This is a genomic window from Paenibacillus sp. FSL H7-0716, from assembly GCF_038002705.1.
Classification (GTDB): Bacteria; Bacillota; Bacilli; order Paenibacillales; family Paenibacillaceae; genus Paenibacillus_AQ; species Paenibacillus_AQ odorifer.
Genome location: NZ_JBBODA010000002.1, coordinates 327,479 through 344,199, shown reverse-complemented (window position 1 = coordinate 344,199; position 16,721 = coordinate 327,479). Strand labels below are relative to the sequence as shown.

The window sequence follows — 16,721 nt, the reverse complement described above, 5'->3', positions numbered from 1 at the left end:
TAAGGGAGTTGAGCATGATGAGAATAACGGATTTAATGATAAAAGAAACGATGATCATGGATCTAAAAGCTACAACTAAGGAAGCTGCAATTGATGAATTGATTGCGAGTCTTGCTGCAAGTGGCCGAATTAATGATCCGATCCTTTTTAAAGAGATGATTCTGAAGCGCGAAGAGCAGTCCAGCACTGGGATTGGCGGCGGCATTGCAATGCCGCACGCTAAGACTAAAGCGGTAAATGAAGCGACAGTTGTATTTGCTAAGAGCGCAAAGGGAGTGGAGTTTGAATCCCTTGATGATGAGCCAGCACGTATCTTCTTTATGATTGCCGCTCCAGAAGGAGCAGGCAATATGCATCTTCGTACACTGGCCTCATTGTCCAGACTACTGATCGATAGCGAGTTCATTGAACAGCTTATGAATACTCAGACTCCTGACGAGGTATCAGCTTTGTTTGATGCCAAGCAGGCGGAAGGTGAAGCTAAGGAGAAAGAGAACGAAGCTGCTGAAACTGCCGCGAAGTCAGAGCCTGAACGTGTAATCGTGGGCAACCCGGATTCCCAAGCTTTTGTCGTAGCTGTAACTGCTTGTCCTACAGGCATTGCACACACTTTTATGGCTGAAGATGCCCTTAAGAAAAAAGCTCTGGAAATGGGAGTTAATATCCGTGTAGAGACGAATGGTTCAGAAGGGGCCAAAAACGTACTTACCCCTGATGAGATTCGGCGTGCAAGCGGTGTAATTGTTGCAGCTGATAAAAAGGTGGAAATGGCCCGTTTTGACGGTAAGCCTGTACTGCAAAGACCTGTAAGTGATGGCATCCGTAAGTCGGAAGAGCTTATTCGTAAAGCTATGAATGGGGAAGCGCCGATCTATCACAATGAAGGTGGCAGTGGCAATGACGAAGGATCTAAAGAGAAATCTGGCAGTATCGGCAGTAAAATATATAAGGACTTAATGAATGGGATCTCCCACATGCTCCCGTTTGTAGTCGGTGGCGGTATACTGCTAGCAATCTCCTTCCTGATTGAACAAGTAGGTGGAGCAGATCACCCGCTGTTCCAGTTACTGCAGACAATCGGTGGCGGAGATGGTGCCTTCCATTTCCTAATCCCAGTCCTTGCTGGATTTATAGCGCTCAGCATTGGTGATCGTCCGGCTCTGATGCCAGGTATGGTTGGGGGTTACATGGCCTTGAATTCCAACGCTGGGTTCCTCGGCGGGCTGGCTGCTGGTTTCTTGGCGGGTTATGTAATTATCGGACTACGTAAAGTATTTGCAGGTCTGCCTAAAACACTTGACGGACTGAAGCCGATCCTGTTATATCCGGTATTTGGGCTTCTAATTACCGGCGGATTGATGTATTACCTGTTCGATCCGGTCTTTAGCTGGATCAATGTAGGACTGATTGATTGGCTTAATGATCTTGGAACTGTTAATGCTGTTATTCTGGGCCTGGTTCTCGGTGGCATGATGGCCATAGATATGGGTGGACCTTTCAATAAAGCTGCTTATACTTTTGCCATCGGTGTATTCACTACCAGTGGCAATACCAACGGCTTCATGATGGCTGCTGTAATGGCGGGGGGGATGGTACCTCCACTTGCAATAGCACTGGCTTCTACTTTCTTTAAGAATAAATTCACGGAAGAAGAACGTAAATCAGGCTTAACGAACTATGTGCTGGGCTTATCGTTCATTACAGAAGGGGCCATTCCATTCGCCGCAGCTGATCCGCTTCGTGTCCTAACCTCTTGTATTCTTGGTTCGGCCGTTGCTGGAGGTCTTACACAACTTTGGAATATCAACGTGCCGGCTCCGCATGGCGGGATCTTTGTAGCTGCCCTTTCAAGCCACGCGCTGTTGTTCCTGTTGGCTGTTCTGATCGGTTCGGTCATCTCCGGATTGATGCTCGGATTATGGAAGAAACCGCTTGAAGCAAAGTAACTTTATAAGTAAATTGAACTGCTGGGTGCCAGAATTTTCATTCTGGTGTCCAGCAGTTTTTGCATGGACATTAATCCCCCCCTCCTCACCCATAGGTAGATTTATCTCCATAAATGAGGTTTAATTTTATATAATTGAAAATATATATAATCAGAAGGAAAAGGAGCGAGCGAGATGATATTACATAAGGGGGAAGTCTTGTTCCGCCAAGGAGACAGCTGTGATTTTTTATTTAAGGTAAAAAGCGGGCTGTTCAAGGTCACAAGACTTCATGAGAATGGGAACATGGTGTTATTCAACATCCTGTATCCCGGTGAGATGGTTCCCCATCATTCACTCATTTCGCCAAAGGAGGCGCATGGAACGGCAGTTGCGATGATGAAGAGCGAGGTGGAGGCAGTTCCATCAGCTGAATGGTATCAACAGCTGCGGGATGATTCTGGTCAAGCGATGGAAATCGCCAGACTGCTTCAGGAGAAGGTACGGTTTATGCAGACACGGCTGGATCATCTGACTGTAGGTACACCTGCAGAACGTATGGAATTGCTAACCCGCTGGTTTAATGACTACTCTCATGGCGCAGCGCTAACAGAGTTATTGACCCAGGAAGAAATAGGACAATTGATCGGTGTAAGACGTGAAACAATCAACCGTTTGCTGCGGAGTACAGAGTGATTCCTGCTTTTTTCTGGCAAACTGTTTAGAGTAGGGTGGCTCCGTGGTATAATGTAAACAGAACTTATCAAATTAGAGAAAGGATCAGGATACCATGTGTCCCCGAAGGACGATTCCCCAAAGGACGATTTGGAAACGTTATGATCTGTCTTATACTTAGCTTCCCTGTAGAAGGTGCGTAAACCGTTGTTACTTGACGAACCGCCTCTGCGAGGGGAAGGAGTATATATATGCGAAGGAGCAATACCTCCGGTTTTACCCGTCGTAGAGGTTGGTGGGACGTCTAGCCGCCATATACGATAAGGGGAGACCTGTATGAGGAACCACAATTACGGAGTGAATGTACTGCTCCGATTGACAGTCATTTTGTTTGGAACATTTTTGCTTGCATTTACTTATTATCACATCAATTTTCAGAATCATTTGTCAGAGGGCGGATTCGTAGGATTATCGCTGCTCGGCAAATACGTATTAGGAATTTCACCTTCGATTTCAACTCTGCTTCTAGACGTTCCAGTACTCTTGATAGCATGGATGTTCAAAGGGAAAGCGTTCGTGTGTAACACTTTTGTTTCTGTAGGAGCTTTTACAATCTTCTACGGTCTCATGGAACGTTATTCCGGTTTGGTCATCAACTTGCAGGACAATTTGGCATTAGCAGCTCTTTTGTCCGGCGTACTGACAGGTTTAGGAGCGGGAATTATCCTGCGGAGTGGCGGGGCTAGCGGTGGAGACGATATTTTGTCGCTGCTGGTTAGTGAATGGAAGGGAATCAAAGTAGGTACGGTATTCATCATGATGGATGTAATCGTTCTGGCACTATCACTCTTTTATATGCCTGTTAAAGAAACGATGTATACAGTGATGGCAGTAGTCGTAGCCGGCTATGTGATCACCTTTACAACCTCTTTAGGCAAACCAAAGCTAGTGAAGGCGCCAAAGATTCAATCTACACTGCGTAAACCGCATGATGGTACGGTAATGTGAAGAAGGCTGGTATAAACAGCTTATTCGGGGATATACTACATTTAAGGTCAGCCAGAGTTTCTGGTTGACTTTTTTTTGCTGGATATGACGTAATTTAAAGGGTGTAGTCCTTAGGGGCGTTGCTTGGATGTTTCGCTCATAACAAAAGGTGGCGTACAGTGAAAATCCTGTACGCCACCTTTTAGTTAACTTAAGACTCACTAGTGCTCGTAATTGAATCGTGCAGAAACATTTGCGGCCAGCTTGTCCTTTTATTTAGCCCACAGCATTTGTGATAGCTTCGCATTCGTCCGAGCAATGACCGCTGTGCTGTGTTTCACAGTCCTCACAGCAAATATGCTGAAGATGACAAGCATCGTTAGCACAATTGATAAATTGGTCAGCTGGCTGACCGCAGTGATGGCAACGTCCGACAACGATATCCTCGTCGGTATGATTAATCTGTACGGAAATCCGCTCATCGAAGACATAACATTTGCCATCAAACAGTTGGCCCTGTACCTCAGGGTCTTTACCATAAGTCACAATGCCGCCATCCAGCTGGTACACCTGTCCAAAGCCTTCCTTCATCATAAACCCGCTTAATTTCTCGCAGCGGATCCCGCCTGTACAGTAGGTCAGGATTGGTTTATCCTTAAGGTCGCTCATATTCTCGCGAATCCAGTCCGGGAATTCTTTGAAGCTGTCTACTTCAGGGCGGATGGAGCCGCGGAAATGACCAAGATCGAATTCGTAGCCGGTACGACCATCCAGAATCACCACATCGTCGCGCTGCATCATTTCATAGAAATCTTTAGGCGCCAGATGCTTTCCGGTAATCACGTTTGGGTCTAGTTCATCCTCGACCCGGAACGTCACAAGTTCCTTTTTATAACGAACGAAGATCTTTTTGAAGGCATGACCATCAGCCTCATCGATCTTGAAGACGATATCGCTAAACAGAGGGTTTGCGCGCAAATCCTTCATGTATTGCTCGGTTTGGGCAACCGTACCAGATAGTGTTCCGTTAATGCCTTCATCTGAGATGAGAATTCGTCCCTTTACATCAAGCTCTTTGCAGTAAGCCAAATGCTCCTGGGCGAATAGTTCTGCATCCGGCACTTTTACAAATTTATAGTATAGCAGAATTGCATATTCCGATTGTGGATTCATTCATTTCACCTTTATCATTAGAATTAGACTACTAAATAAACATTTAAGTATAAAAAGTATTGTAACATATTATCAAGTATTGACAAGAGATGTGGTACAGTAACCTGAAGAAAGCTGGTATAAATAACATTTTTCAGAGATACCAGGATTAAGGTCAGCCAGAACCTCTGGTTGATTTTTTTTGCTGGATATAGGCGGTTTTCATGGATAGTTAGGTTTGCGAAACCGTGAATCGCAACGCACGTATATATTTTCATTCATAAGTCACATGTTGACTTTAATTATAAGGAGGAACTGCGGGATGAGTGCTCATGAGATTGATTATGCCATTATGGGTGAGGAAATACAGTGTGTAGAGGTGCAGCTTGACCCAGGAGAGAGTGTAATTGCCGAAGCCGGGAGCTTCATGATGATGGATCAGGAAATAACAATGGAGACGATATTTGGCGACGGCAGCGGAGGCTCGCGTGGAAGTGGCTTGATGGGGAAGCTGATGGGGGCGGGCAAACGTCTGTTGACAGGTGAAAGCTTGTTTATGACCGTCTTTACACACAGTGGTTCTTATGGACGTAAAAGTGTCACCTTTGCTGCTCCGTACCCAGGCAAAATCATCCCGCTCGACCTGCAGCAATACGGTGGAAAAATCATCTGTCAAAAGGATTCGTTCCTTTGCGCGGCAAAAGGTGTTTCAATCGGTATCGAATTTCAGCGTAAGCTGGGTACCGGCTTTTTTGGTGGTGAAGGTTTTATTATGCAAAAGCTGGAGGGTGACGGACTTTCATTTGTACACTCTGGCGGTTATGTTATGGAACGCACACTTCAACCGGGAGAGACGCTTAAGCTGGACACTGGCTGTTTAGTCGCTATGACATCTTCGGTGGATTACAATATTGAGTTTGTAAAAGGGGTCAAAACCGCGCTATTCGGCGGCGAAGGCCTGTTCTTCGCAACATTGCGCGGACCCGGCAAGGTGTGGGTACAGTCGCTGCCATTCAGCCGAATGGCCGATCGCATCCTGTCTGCTGCTGGCAACAGCGGTCGGAAAGAAGAAGGAAGCGTACTTGGCGGGCTCGGCAATCTGCTGGATGGTAGATAAGTCTGCGTGAGCGCATTGCATAGTGTGGAAGTAGAGGATATATAGAATGTGGAGTGAGCGTGGAAATGCTGAACATATGAGGCAAAGAGCGTACGAAATAAGGAACATACGAGGTATACAACATTACAAGAGGACGCGTCGTTTCAGCGGTAGTGCTATAGGTTGTGGTGAAACAAGGGCAGAAATGCCCTTGTTTTGCTGTAAAGGTTTAGTATCGCGTGAGACAAGGGCAAAAGTGCCCTTGATTTGCTCGAATGAGCTAGTGTGGCGCGAAAGAAGGGCAGAAGTGCCTTTGATTTGCACGAATGAGCTAGTATCGCGCGAAAGAAGGGCAGAATTGCCTTTGATTTGCACGAATGAGCTAGTGTTGCGAAAGAAGGGCAAAAGTGCCTTTGATTTGCACGAATGAGCTAGTTTGGCGCGAAAGAAGGGCAATAATGCCTTTTATTTGCACGGATTGGCTAGTGTGGCGTGAAAGAAGGGCAAAAGTGCCTTTGATTTGCACGGATTGGCTAGTGTGGCGCGAAAGAAGGGCAAAAGTGCCTTTGATTTACGCGATGCTGCAAAATGAACGGTATAAATCCCGTAGAATGGAGCCGATCGAGCGTATACGGTCAGATGTACGGTATAAATCCCGCAGAATGGAGCCGGTGGAGCAGTTGTGGCTAAATGAGCGGTATAAATCCCGCAGATGAGCTACTCCAACAAGTAATAAGTTACTTATGTTCGATGGGATATCACCGTTCGGCGTCTGCAATATCAACTTTACATTGTCCTCCACTACTGCTATCGCTACCACTAATACTGTTACTGCTACCACCACCACTACACTACCACCACTACACCACCACCACTACACTACCACCACTACACTACCACCACTCCTGTATCTTTAAACCAATTTATAGTTTGTTAGAGCCGTGATGAGCTATGCTCATTTACGGTTTTCTATGTTTTTTGTAAGTAATGGTTGTCCGGAGCAGGAGACCACTCATATACAATTAAGATAGTTTAATTGATAACTATATAATACCAGCTCATGAGTAGCTGGTTCAGGTATGATGTGTTCAACACTATATCGTACTTTGGAGGAATGTATATCGGTAAGGGACGTGGAATTTGGCAAGGAAATTGAGAGTGCTATTAGTTGGGCTGAGGAGCGGCTGGGGTCGCAGGAGTATCCGCTGCGTTGTCTTGCTTTTGTTGAAGATGCATATGAAAGAAGCAATGGAATCGAAATGTGGGGAGGCAGCGATGCACGCGAATCCGCAGAGCTGTACGATGCGCACAAGAATACCGGAGTTCCGCCAGCTGGCGCGTTTGTTTTTTATGCTTGCTCAGGGTTGGTGGACGGTGAGCTTAAGGATTGGGGGCATGTAGCTTTGGCCCTGGGGAATGGCGAGGCCATTCATGCCTGGGATAAAGTAAGGATAGATCACTACATGGAAATTTGCCATCTGCAAGCTACTCCGGGCTGGAGCCAACCAGAACTTATCGGCTGGGCACCTGTAGAGAGAGTTCTTGCCGGGATTCAGAAGAAACAATGGGACTAGTTGATATTCTTAAACCTAAATTATCCAAGAACCCAAAAGGTGCCGTAAACAGGTGCTTCAAGGGTTATTTTTTCTTCCTTCTGATTTGACTAACCCTATGCACGGTGTATATATTATTTGGCAGACCCCCTTATATTGTGAGGCTGGACCGGAGGCATGATATGTTCAAAATATTCATTATAGAAGATGACCGTGGACTTGTGGCTTTGCTGAAGGATTATTTACATAAGTTTGGATATGAAACGCAGGCGGTGAGTGACTTTGAGCGGGTCCGCACTCAGTTTGAGGCGTTCGTGCCACATCTGGTACTCCTAGATGTTAATTTGCCAAAATACGATGGCTATTACTGGTGCCGCCAAATTCGCGGAATTTCAACCTGCCCTATTCTTTTTATATCTGCCCGCGATGGCAAAATGGACCAAGTAATGGCGCTGGAAAATGGAGCCGACGATTATATCACTAAGCCTTTTGATTACGAAATCGCGATGGCCAAAATTAAAAGTCAGCTGCGGCGCGCCTACGGCACCTATGCTGGTGGGAATAATGAACGCACACTGAACGTTGCCGGAATGACGCTGGATGTAGAGCGGCTAATCCTTACCCGAGGCGAAGCTAAAGTGGACTTAAGCCACACGGAAGCCAAGATACTAGATGAATTGATGCAAAAATCGGGAGTCATCGTTACCCGGGACAGGCTGCTCGAAAAAATTTGGGATGATCAAGCCTTCGTGGATGAAAATACCTTAAATGTATATGTTACACGTGTACGCAAAAAACTTGCTGCTCTCGCTATCACAGACGGACTACAGACCGTACGCGGTCAAGGCTACCGTTTGATTCCGAATTGGGGGGATGAGGAATGAAGTTGTTATTACGGGAACAGTTCCCCCTGATCGTGGTCTATCTAGCCCAGCTAGTCCTGATCACATTAGTGTACCGGCTGGACGGAGGCAGCGGTCTGAATGTAAGTTTATATGCCGCGCTGCTCAGCACTTGTCTACTGATTGGCTACCTCGCTTACCGTTACGTCACCAATCGCACGTTCTATGAACGTTTGGAGACTACGCCCTCCTCTCTCGATGAGGCAGGTGGCCCTACACAGGATTCTCCGCTAGCCGTAAGCTTGCGAGGTTTACTGGGGTCGCAATTCCGCCTCTACAAAAATGATTTGCACAGCTACCGCCACAAATTAGAAGAACATATTCACTTTATTAATCAATGGGTACATGGCATGAAGACGCCGTTGTCTGTCATTCATCTGATCATTCAGGATAAGGATGGCTCTCCTTTTACGGCAATTGGTGATGAACTGGATCGTTTGAAAAAAGGACTGGATACCGTGCTTTATACGGCCCGTCTGGATACTTTTGAACATGATTTCTATGTGGAACGGCTGAATTTGGAGAGCATAGTACGTGGTGTGACCTCTGAGCAGAAGCGTCTTTTTATTCGGAAAAGAGTATTTCCAGCTATACAAATAGATGAGCAGATTACTGTAACCACGGATGAAAAATGGCTCACTTTTGTCCTTACGCAGCTGATTACGAACGCTGTACGTTATACGACAGAAGAGGGCAAACATGTTTTTTTTCAAGGGATGGTCACGGAAGATAAGCAGACTGTGCTTGAGATCCGGGATGAAGGAGTAGGCATACCAGCAGGAGATCTTCCGCGCGTGTTCGATGCTTATTTTACCGGGGTGAATGGACGAACCTTCCAGGAATCTACGGGGATGGGTTTATATCTCGTGAGGCAGATCTGCGGCAAGCTTGGACATGAGGTGAGTATCCGTTCCGAAGAAGGAAGCGGGACCACCGTGCGGATTGTATTTAGGGAGCAGCATATAACAAACCTTACAAATGTGTAAGGGCATTGTAAGTTTCAGAAATAGCAGCCTATGTGTACACTTTGTATAATGAAGGCAATCCAGTCGAAAGAAGGAGAGGTAACACTTGCCCATTCTAGATGTTCATAATTTATCAAAAATATATGAGGGTAAAGTGTCCACTCAGGCGCTGAATCATATCCGCTTTTCTGTAGAAAAGGGGGAGTTTGTTGGCATTATGGGTCCATCAGGGAGCGGGAAAACAACGCTGCTCAACACGATTGCCACCATCGACCAACCGACCTCCGGTCAGATTCTGATCAACGGCCGAGATCCTAATCTGCTTAGCAGAAAAGAAAAGGCGCTTTTTCGCCGTCATGAGCTAGGCTTCGTCTTTCAGCATTTTAATCTACTGGATACGCTCACTGTAGAGGAGAACATTGTATTACCTTTAACGCTTGCAGGTGCTCGTGTCCCAGAGATGGAGAGCAGGCTGAAAGAGGTCACTACCTTGCTTGGCATCGAACATTTGCTGAAGAAACGCACGTATGAGGTCTCAGGCGGACAAATGCAGCGGACGGCTATCGCCCGGGCGATGATTCATCGTCCAGCGTTAATTTTGGCGGATGAGCCCACAGGCAATCTGGATTCCAAAGCCTCAGGGGAAGTCATGAATATGTTGACAGAGGTGAATAAGGAAGAAGGAGCTACGGTGCTGATGGTCACGCATGACGCAGTGGCTGCTAGCTTTTGCAACCGGGTCATCTTTATTAAAGACGGACGTTTCTATAGTGAAATGTACAAGGGCAGTAATAGAGGCGCTTTCTTCCAAAGTATTATTGATATGCTGTCTCTGCTTGGGGGAACCAGCCATGACCTTTCGGCAATTCGCTTATAGGAATGTAACACGTAATAAACGCAAATATGCCGCTTATTTTGTCGTCAGTGCTTTTTCGGTGATGATCTTTTTCGTGTGCGCTTTGTTTATTTACCATCCGGATATTTCAAAGAGCTTAATTTATAGTACGGCGGCTCATACGATGATGGTGGCAGAGGCAATCATTTATGTCTTTTGTTCTTTGTTCGTGCTCGTATCCGTTGGATCCTTCCTGCAGTCGCGGAAGATGGAGTTCGGAATTTTATTGATGCATGGAATGACGAAGAGACAGCTGAACACCATGGTTTTTCTGGAAAATATGATGATCGGCACCTCTGCCATCCTGACAGGTACCCTTCTCGGTTTACTTCTGGGTAAATTATTTTTGATGATCGGGTCCACTTTTTTGGGAATCCCCCTGTTAACCTTTCATCTCCCATGGCAGGCACTTGTGCTTACGATCTGCAGCTTCGTGTTATTGTTTTTTCTGATATCACTTTGCACCTTTGTTTTTATTGGCAATGAGTCACTGATGCGTATGTTTCAGGGAGAGCGTAAGGCAGAAGAAGAACCCAAAGTATCCTTTGTATTATCTATTATTTCTGCTGTACTGCTGATCAGTGGTTATTATATGGCGGCTACTGCAAAAGCTGCTTCCGTAGAGAAAGTTATGTTTCCGGTCGTTGCAATTACGGTTATCGGGACGTATCTCTTTTATACCCAGCTAAGTATTTGTTTGGTTAAGCTGCTTAAGGACATTCGGCGCTTGTATTGGCATCGTACGAATATCATCACTTTATCCGGGTTGTCCTACCGCTGGAAAGAGAATGGCCGAATGTTTTTTATGGTGACGATTGTATCCGCAGTCTCCTTCACTTCCGTAGGAGTATTTGCATCGATACATACACTTTCCAGAGAGCTGAAATTGGATTATCCCGCAGCAGTGGGTTATGTAGCCAAAGGAAACCCGGCGGGTGTACCTTTTGATCAGCATCTGAACGAAATTAAGGAAGAGCTCAAGACGCACGGACTCCCTTATGAAGCGCTTAGTATTCCGATTAAATATGCTGAGGTTGAAGCTCAGACTGGACCCGATCGCACTTTACGCCTTCCCTTGATTGCTTTCAGTGATTATAATCTCGCCCTGCAACGTGCAGGTTTCACAACAGATGAGCGTGTTCTGGTGGGCAACGATGGTCTGGTGATGATTGGATCGCAGCGGGATCGCAGTTTAACAGAAGGCAGAGTAAAAGCAGTCTATTCCTTGCAGCAAGGACTTGCCATTAAAGAAATAGGTTATACCGAGCAAGTCCCCATCGCCGAATATTTATTGCCGGAGCTGGATGGTAGAGATGGCGGGGATTTTAGTGGTGTCGTGATCAGTGATGAGCTTTACAGCGCTATTGATCCCGTGCAGTCGGATCTTTATACAGGTTTTTATGTAGAGGATTTTCCACAGACGGTAGGTATCGCAGCTGATCTTGCCCATAAAGGTAAACAGTCCTATGAAAGTGATTCTCCGTATGCGATTGTGATCAGCGGCACGCTGTTTGAACTTCAGAAAACATTGTATAACACAATGCTTTTTGCTTCCTTGCTGGTGGGCACTGTCTTTTTTATCGCGGCGGGCAGCTTTCTTTACTTCCGGTTATATACCGATCTTGATCATGATCGCAATCAATATTCCACTTTGTCCAAGATGGGGCTTACGGATAAAGAACTCAATCGAATAGTTACGATTCAACTCGCTTTGTTGTTTTTTGTGCCGGTCGGAATAGCTATTTTACACAGTGTGTTTGCCTTTATTGCCCTTCAACGGTTGTTCTACTTATCTATCGCAACGGAGACAGGCGCGGTGTTACTCGGATATTTGGCTGTTCAAGGACTATACTTCTTTTTTATTCGCAGCCGCTATTTACGCAACCTGAAGAAGAACTTGATATGAGAAATGGGGGGGAACAAGATGCAAGCATGGATTACAGATTTTATGGAGCAGTTTGGTTACTTCGGTATTTTTCTGATGCTGGCCTTTGAAAATATATTTCCACCAATTCCTTCAGAAGTGATCCTGCCCTTTGGAGGATTTATGACGACTACGACGAGCTTAACGATCCCTGGTGTAATTATTGCTGCCACGGCTGGTTCGCTACTGGGTGCAGTAATCCTCTATTATATTGGCCGATTATTGGATGTGAGCCGGTTAGAGAAACTGGTTGAACGCTGGGGTGGCCTAATTCGGATCAGTAAAAAAGATATCCACAAGGCTGACGCCTGGTTTGATAAATATGGCTATTGGACTGTATTGTTTTGTCGGATGGTTCCGCTGGTCCGCAGTCTGATTTCGATTCCGGCGGGAATGTCGGGCATGAAATTTGGAGTGTTTATGATCTTCACAACGATTGGCACATTGGGATGGAATTTGCTGCTTGTGCTTATTGGCGCGGCTTTGGGCGAATCCTGGGAAGACATTGCCATGTACATGGATGTGTACTCCAATGTAGTCTATGTACTAATTGCTGGCGGATTAGTTATTATTGGGTTTCTGTACTTCCGCAAACGCAGCCGGAGAATGAACACTGAGGGCTAAGCGGGTGGAGGACTGATAATAGAAATGATTATTAAAAAGGAGGGAAACACATGGAGCTATTAACGATTATTAAAGCCATTATTTTGGGGCTTGTTGAAGGTTTAACTGAATTTGCTCCAGTATCCTCCACGGGTCATATGATTATTGTTGATGATATGTGGCTGAAATCACAGGCGTTATTTGGACAATATACGGCAAATACCTTCAAAGTAGTTATTCAACTGGGTTCAATATTAGCGGTTGTTGTGATTTTTAGAAATCGGTTCATTGATTTGTTAGGCTTAAAGCGTTTCAGCCGTAAGCAATTGGATCCTGTAACAGAGGAGCTACCGCAGATGGAGCAGGGCGGGCATCTCAAGCTGACTCAGGTTCTGGTAGGGTTAGTGCCTGCAGGTGTGTTAGGTGTTCTGTTTAATGATTATATTGATGAGCATTTATTCTCTACCTCAACGGTGTTAATTGGTCTAGTGATCGGGGCTATATTGATGATTATTGCGGATCTGTTTGGGCCGAAGAAGATCAGAACTGAGAGTGTAGATCAGATTACATACAAACAGGCACTTGGTGTAGGTCTTGTACAGTGTTTTTCGTTATGGCCTGGATTTTCACGCTCGGGCTCGACGATTTCTGGTGGCGTACTCCTCGGGATGAGCCATCGGGCCGCTGCTGATTTTACGTTTATTATGGCAGTACCCATCATGGCAGGTGCCAGTCTGTTGTCACTGATGAAAAACTGGCAATATTTCACCATGGACGCGTTGCCGTTTTTTATTGCTGGCTTTATTAGTGCCTTCCTATTTGCGCTGTTATCGATGCGTTTCTTCTTAAAACTGATCAATCGTATCAAGCTCTTACCGTTTGCTATATACCGTATAATTCTTGCTGCTGTAGTATATTTCGTATTTTTCTAAGTCCGTTATAAGGAATCGATATAACAGAAGCCCCAGTAATCTATTGCAGATTGCCGGGGCTTTCACGTATGATGACATCAGATTAAGACACTCAAATGATGAAAGATATCGGAGACAGGTGCTGACCGGAAAATAGTAATTCGGTAGGCTTAATAGGGAAATTCGGTTCGAAGCCGATGCGGTCCCGCCACTGTAACGGAAGAATCTCGAGCAACAGAGGTCACTGGCAATTTACTACTGCTGGGAAGACTGCTCAAGATGTTGACGCCGCTAGCCAGGAGACCTGCCTGTTTCAACAGCACTGCTTCACCTACGGAAGATAGGGAGGTGTTAGACGTTAACCATGGGTATATCATGGGCGTCTTTCCCTTTGACTTTTTTAGGGAAGGGCGCTCTTTTTTATAGGAAAGCAAGTAGCTTTGGAGTTTGAAATAAGAGATTGAAGAGGGAGTGTATCGAGATGACGAATAAAGTAAAAGTAAGCAATCTTGGATATCCGAGAATCGGAAAGAACCGCGAATGGAAAAAGACACTGGAAGCCTACTGGCAGGGGAAAATAAATGAGGAGCAATTCCGCTCCGAAATGGCAGCAATTCAGCTGCAGCATTTGAAGACCCAGCAAGAGGCAGGAATTGAGCTTATTCCGGTAAATGATTTTACATTTTATGATCATGTGTTGGATACGGCTGTTATGTTTGGAATTGTACCTCCACGGTACACGTATGATGGCGGCGACATCGGGCTTGATCTTTATTTTGCAATGGCCCGTGGTAATGCTGAGGCTACTGCCTGTGAGATGACCAAATGGTTCAATACGAACTATCACTATATCGTTCCAGAGATCGGCACACAAACACCACGCCTGACTGAAAATAAACCTCTAGCGGCTTATCGTTTTGCTAAATCGCAGGCAGGGATTGAAGGTAAACCGGTACTTTTAGGTCTGTATACCTTCCTTAAGCTGTCCAAAGGTTACGCAGCGGCAGATATCGCCAAGATTGCTGCACGTTTTGTTCCGGTCTATGTTCAACTGCTACAGGAACTGAAGCAAGAAGGGGTAAGCTGGGTACAAATCGATGAGCCAGCGATTGTTACAGGCATAAGTAAAGAAGAATTAACACTGCTTAACTCGATATACACAGAAATTGCCGGCTCCGTGCCGGGCTTGAATATTATTTTACAGACGTATTTTGAAGCTGCTGAACCGCTGGAGGCACTGCTAGAGTTGCCTGTTCAAGGCTTGGGTCTTGATTTTGTGCACGATGGTGGAGCGAATCTGGCTTCTATCGAACGTCTTGGCTGGCCGAAGGACAAATGGCTGGGTGCCGGAATTATTGATGGACGGAACATTTGGCGTTCCGATTTAGACGCTAAGCTGCAACTGGTAGAAAAGCTCAGCGTTCATGTGCCGCTTGATCGTCTTATTCTTCAGCCTTCTTGCAGTCTGCTGCATGTCCCAGTCACCGTTCAAGGTGAGGTGAAGCTGAAGGCGACAGTTAAGAATGCGTTAGCTTTTGCCGATGAGAAGCTTGCAGAGCTTAGTCTGCTCGGAGCAGCCCTCGCAGATAAAGGAGAAGCTTCTAAAGCAGCGCTGGCCGCTAGTCGTGAAGCTATTGCAGCATTCCGCGCACTACCTGAGCGTGGCCGTAAGGATGTGGCGGAGCAAGTGCTTGCACTTGCAGCTCTACCGGACCAACGCAGTCTGCCTTTTGCTGAGCGCTTAAAGGTGCAGCAAGAGAAATGGCAGCTTCCACTTCTGCCAACCACTACAATTGGTAGCTTCCCGCAGACAGTAGAAGTGCGTCAGGCGAGATTGAAATGGCGTAAAGGGGTCTGGAATCAGGAGCGTTATGATGGATTTGTTCGTGAGCAGATCGCGGATGCAATTACCTTCCAAGAAAAGCTAGGTCTGGATGTTCTGGTCCACGGTGAGTTCGAGCGTACAGATATGGTGGAGTTTTTCGGAGAAAAGCTGGATGGATACTTGTTTACTAGTAATGGCTGGGTTCAATCCTACGGTTCCCGTTGCGTTAAGCCACCGGTGATCTACGCGGATGTTGCATTTATACAGCCTATGACTGTAAAAGAAAGTGTCTATGCACAATCGTTGACGAAGCTTCCGGTTAAAGGAATGTTGACGGGCCCTGTAACGATCCTCAATTGGTCATTTGTACGTGATGATCTCAGCCGGGAAGAGGTGGCCAATCAAATTGCTCTTGCCCTTCGCCATGAAGTAAAAGCGCTGGAAGATGCAGGTATCGAAATGATTCAAGTGGATGAGCCGGCTATACGTGAAGGACTTCCGCTTAAGGCAGAAGACCGTGAGCATTACCTGAACTGGGCAGTGAAGTCGTTCCGCGTTGCTACGAACCATGTGAAGGCAACGACACAAATTCATACGCATATGTGCTATAGCGAATTCAATGACATGATCGATTCCATATCGGCTATGGATGCTGATGTAATCTCCATTGAGACTTCACGTAGCCATGGAGAGCTGATTATCAGCTTTGAGGAGCAGGACTATGATAAAGGAATCGGTCTTGGAGTGTATGACATCCATAGCCCGCGGGTTCCGGCTGTAGAAGAAATGACAGCGAATATCGATCGTGCGCTGCGGGTGCTGGATCCTGAACAGTTCTGGATTAATCCGGATTGCGGTCTGAAAACACGTGGCTGGCAGGAGACAGAGGATGCACTACGTAACATGGTAAGAGCTGCGGCTATTGCGAGGGAAAAGTCAGGGGTTATTGCTTCTAAATAGACATAAATAAATTAGAGCCAGGGTAAATTACCCTGGCTTTTTAGTTCACTTATTTTTTTATATCAGCTACTTGATAATAATTCTCAATCTTGTTAGAATGAAAAAGAAAAGAAGGAACCGTGGAGGGTCCCTTCAGGCATTTACTTATTTACTTTCGAAAGTTTTGCAATCTGTTTCTTCTGCGCGTTTTGGTTCTTGGGAGCTGTGGAAAGCTACGAAGATCGATTCAGCGCTGCATTTGTTCTCTTCTGCCCAGTGGGTGCACGAGTTAACTTCACAAACTACGTCTTTTGCCATGAGGGTTCACCTCCCCTTATAGTAATTGATAGGATCATTCAATGAACGGCT

At 45.9% G+C, this 16,721-nt stretch carries 15 protein-coding genes and 1 riboswitch; of the genes, 12 read left to right on the top strand and 3 right to left on the bottom strand.

What is annotated here, in order from left to right; all coding sequences use genetic code 11:
• Nucleotides 1-17 precede the first annotated feature (17 nt).
• From MHH60_RS04415 to MHH60_RS04405, 3 genes are all read left to right on the top strand, one after another.
• Complete coding sequence (locus MHH60_RS04415) at nt 18-1,946, top strand: PTS fructose transporter subunit IIABC (protein WP_076134544.1); 1,929 nt, start codon at nt 18-20, stop codon at nt 1,944-1,946.
• A 174-nt stretch (nt 1,947-2,120) separates the two neighbouring features.
• Nucleotides 2,121-2,621 carry a Crp/Fnr family transcriptional regulator gene (locus MHH60_RS04410; RefSeq protein ID WP_076134543.1) on the top strand — a complete coding sequence of 167 codons (501 nt, stop codon included), beginning with the start codon at nt 2,121-2,123 and terminating at the stop codon, nt 2,619-2,621.
• A gap of 315 nt (nt 2,622-2,936) precedes the next feature.
• A complete protein-coding gene (locus MHH60_RS04405; RefSeq protein ID WP_076130250.1) occupies nt 2,937-3,608 on the top strand; it encodes a YitT family protein in 672 nt (223 codons plus the stop codon).
• Between the two features lie 255 nt (nt 3,609-3,863).
• On the opposite strand, the gene trhO is transcribed toward MHH60_RS04405, so the two are convergent.
• A complete protein-coding gene (trhO, locus tag MHH60_RS04400) occupies nt 3,864-4,760 on the bottom strand; it encodes an oxygen-dependent tRNA uridine(34) hydroxylase TrhO (protein WP_076134542.1) in 897 nt (298 codons plus the stop codon).
• A gap of 301 nt (nt 4,761-5,061) precedes the next feature.
• Here trhO and MHH60_RS04395 point away from each other — a divergent pair, with 301 nt between their 5' ends.
• Entirely contained in the window at nt 5,062-5,856 is a 795-nt protein-coding gene (locus tag MHH60_RS04395) for a TIGR00266 family protein (RefSeq protein ID WP_038572584.1), read from the top strand.
• 550 nt (nt 5,857-6,406) lie between these two features.
• Here MHH60_RS04395 and MHH60_RS04390 read toward each other — a convergent pair.
• The gene (locus MHH60_RS04390; protein WP_143766669.1) at nt 6,407-6,682 is read right to left on the bottom strand and encodes a hypothetical protein; all 276 of its coding nucleotides are present in this window, start codon (nt 6,680-6,682) and stop codon (nt 6,407-6,409) included.
• Between the two features lie 232 nt (nt 6,683-6,914).
• Here MHH60_RS04390 and MHH60_RS04385 point away from each other — a divergent pair, with 232 nt between their 5' ends.
• The 8 genes from MHH60_RS04385 (at nt 6,915) to metE (ending at nt 16,373) form a co-directional block, all read left to right on the top strand.
• Entirely contained in the window at nt 6,915-7,409 is a 495-nt protein-coding gene (locus MHH60_RS04385) for an NlpC/P60 family protein (RefSeq protein WP_218640671.1), read from the top strand.
• Nucleotides 7,410-7,570: 161 nt separating this feature from the next.
• Nucleotides 7,571-8,272, top strand: coding sequence for a response regulator transcription factor (locus MHH60_RS04380; protein ID WP_076134538.1), 702 nt, complete (start codon nt 7,571-7,573; stop codon nt 8,270-8,272).
• Nucleotides 8,269-9,276 carry a sensor histidine kinase gene (locus tag MHH60_RS04375; RefSeq protein WP_076134537.1) on the top strand — a complete coding sequence of 336 codons (1,008 nt, stop codon included), beginning with the start codon at nt 8,269-8,271 and terminating at the stop codon, nt 9,274-9,276. Before MHH60_RS04380 ends, MHH60_RS04375 begins: the two co-directional genes overlap by 4 nt.
• Before the next feature lie 85 nt (nt 9,277-9,361).
• Entirely contained in the window at nt 9,362-10,132 is a 771-nt protein-coding gene (locus tag MHH60_RS04370; protein WP_076134536.1) for an ABC transporter ATP-binding protein, read from the top strand.
• Nucleotides 10,107-12,056 (top strand): FtsX-like permease family protein, encoded by a 1,950-nt coding sequence (locus MHH60_RS04365; protein WP_076134535.1) that lies wholly within the window; start codon nt 10,107-10,109, stop codon nt 12,054-12,056. The genes MHH60_RS04370 and MHH60_RS04365 overlap by 26 nt, the downstream gene beginning before the upstream one ends.
• A gap of 18 nt (nt 12,057-12,074) precedes the next feature.
• Nucleotides 12,075-12,698, top strand: a complete 624-nt coding sequence (locus MHH60_RS04360) for a DedA family protein (RefSeq protein WP_076134534.1) — start codon at nt 12,075-12,077, stop codon at nt 12,696-12,698.
• A gap of 50 nt (nt 12,699-12,748) precedes the next feature.
• Complete coding sequence (locus MHH60_RS04355) at nt 12,749-13,609, top strand: undecaprenyl-diphosphate phosphatase (protein ID WP_076134533.1); 861 nt, start codon at nt 12,749-12,751, stop codon at nt 13,607-13,609.
• Nucleotides 13,610-13,708: 99 nt separating this feature from the next.
• Nucleotides 13,709-13,914: riboswitch (cobalamin riboswitch) on the top strand.
• Between the two features lie 155 nt (nt 13,915-14,069).
• Complete coding sequence (gene metE, locus MHH60_RS04350) at nt 14,070-16,373, top strand: 5-methyltetrahydropteroyltriglutamate--homocysteine S-methyltransferase (RefSeq protein ID WP_076134532.1); 2,304 nt, start codon at nt 14,070-14,072, stop codon at nt 16,371-16,373.
• Between the two features lie 144 nt (nt 16,374-16,517).
• Here the strand turns inward: metE and MHH60_RS04345 are convergent, their stop codons facing one another.
• Nucleotides 16,518-16,670 (bottom strand): DUF1540 domain-containing protein, encoded by a 153-nt coding sequence (locus tag MHH60_RS04345; protein ID WP_076098619.1) that lies wholly within the window; start codon nt 16,668-16,670, stop codon nt 16,518-16,520.
• Nucleotides 16,671-16,721: the final 51 nt, after the last annotated feature.

What these genes read in the sequence shown, in the direction of transcription:
- MHH60_RS04415 (WP_076134544.1), top strand. Translation starts at nt 18, where the DNA reads ATGAGAATAACGGATTTAATGATAAAAGAAACGATGATCATGGATCTA.
- MHH60_RS04410 (WP_076134543.1), top strand. Translation starts at nt 2,121, where the DNA reads ATGATATTACATAAGGGGGAAGTCTTGTTCCGCCAAGGAGACAGCTGT.
- MHH60_RS04405 (WP_076130250.1), top strand. Translation starts at nt 2,937, where the DNA reads ATGAGGAACCACAATTACGGAGTGAATGTACTGCTCCGATTGACAGTC.
- trhO (WP_076134542.1), bottom strand. Translation starts at nt 4,760, where the DNA reads ATGAATCCACAATCGGAATATGCAATTCTGCTATACTATAAATTTGTA.
- MHH60_RS04395 (WP_038572584.1), top strand. Translation starts at nt 5,062, where the DNA reads ATGAGTGCTCATGAGATTGATTATGCCATTATGGGTGAGGAAATACAG.
- MHH60_RS04385 (WP_218640671.1), top strand. Translation starts at nt 6,915, where the DNA reads ATGATGTGTTCAACACTATATCGTACTTTGGAGGAATGTATATCGGTA.
- MHH60_RS04380 (WP_076134538.1), top strand. Translation starts at nt 7,571, where the DNA reads ATGTTCAAAATATTCATTATAGAAGATGACCGTGGACTTGTGGCTTTG.
- MHH60_RS04375 (WP_076134537.1), top strand. Translation starts at nt 8,269, where the DNA reads ATGAAGTTGTTATTACGGGAACAGTTCCCCCTGATCGTGGTCTATCTA.
- MHH60_RS04365 (WP_076134535.1), top strand. Translation starts at nt 10,107, where the DNA reads ATGACCTTTCGGCAATTCGCTTATAGGAATGTAACACGTAATAAACGC.
- MHH60_RS04360 (WP_076134534.1), top strand. Translation starts at nt 12,075, where the DNA reads ATGCAAGCATGGATTACAGATTTTATGGAGCAGTTTGGTTACTTCGGT.
- MHH60_RS04355 (WP_076134533.1), top strand. Translation starts at nt 12,749, where the DNA reads ATGGAGCTATTAACGATTATTAAAGCCATTATTTTGGGGCTTGTTGAA.
- metE (WP_076134532.1), top strand. Translation starts at nt 14,070, where the DNA reads ATGACGAATAAAGTAAAAGTAAGCAATCTTGGATATCCGAGAATCGGA.
- MHH60_RS04345 (WP_076098619.1), bottom strand. Translation starts at nt 16,670, where the DNA reads ATGGCAAAAGACGTAGTTTGTGAAGTTAACTCGTGCACCCACTGGGCA.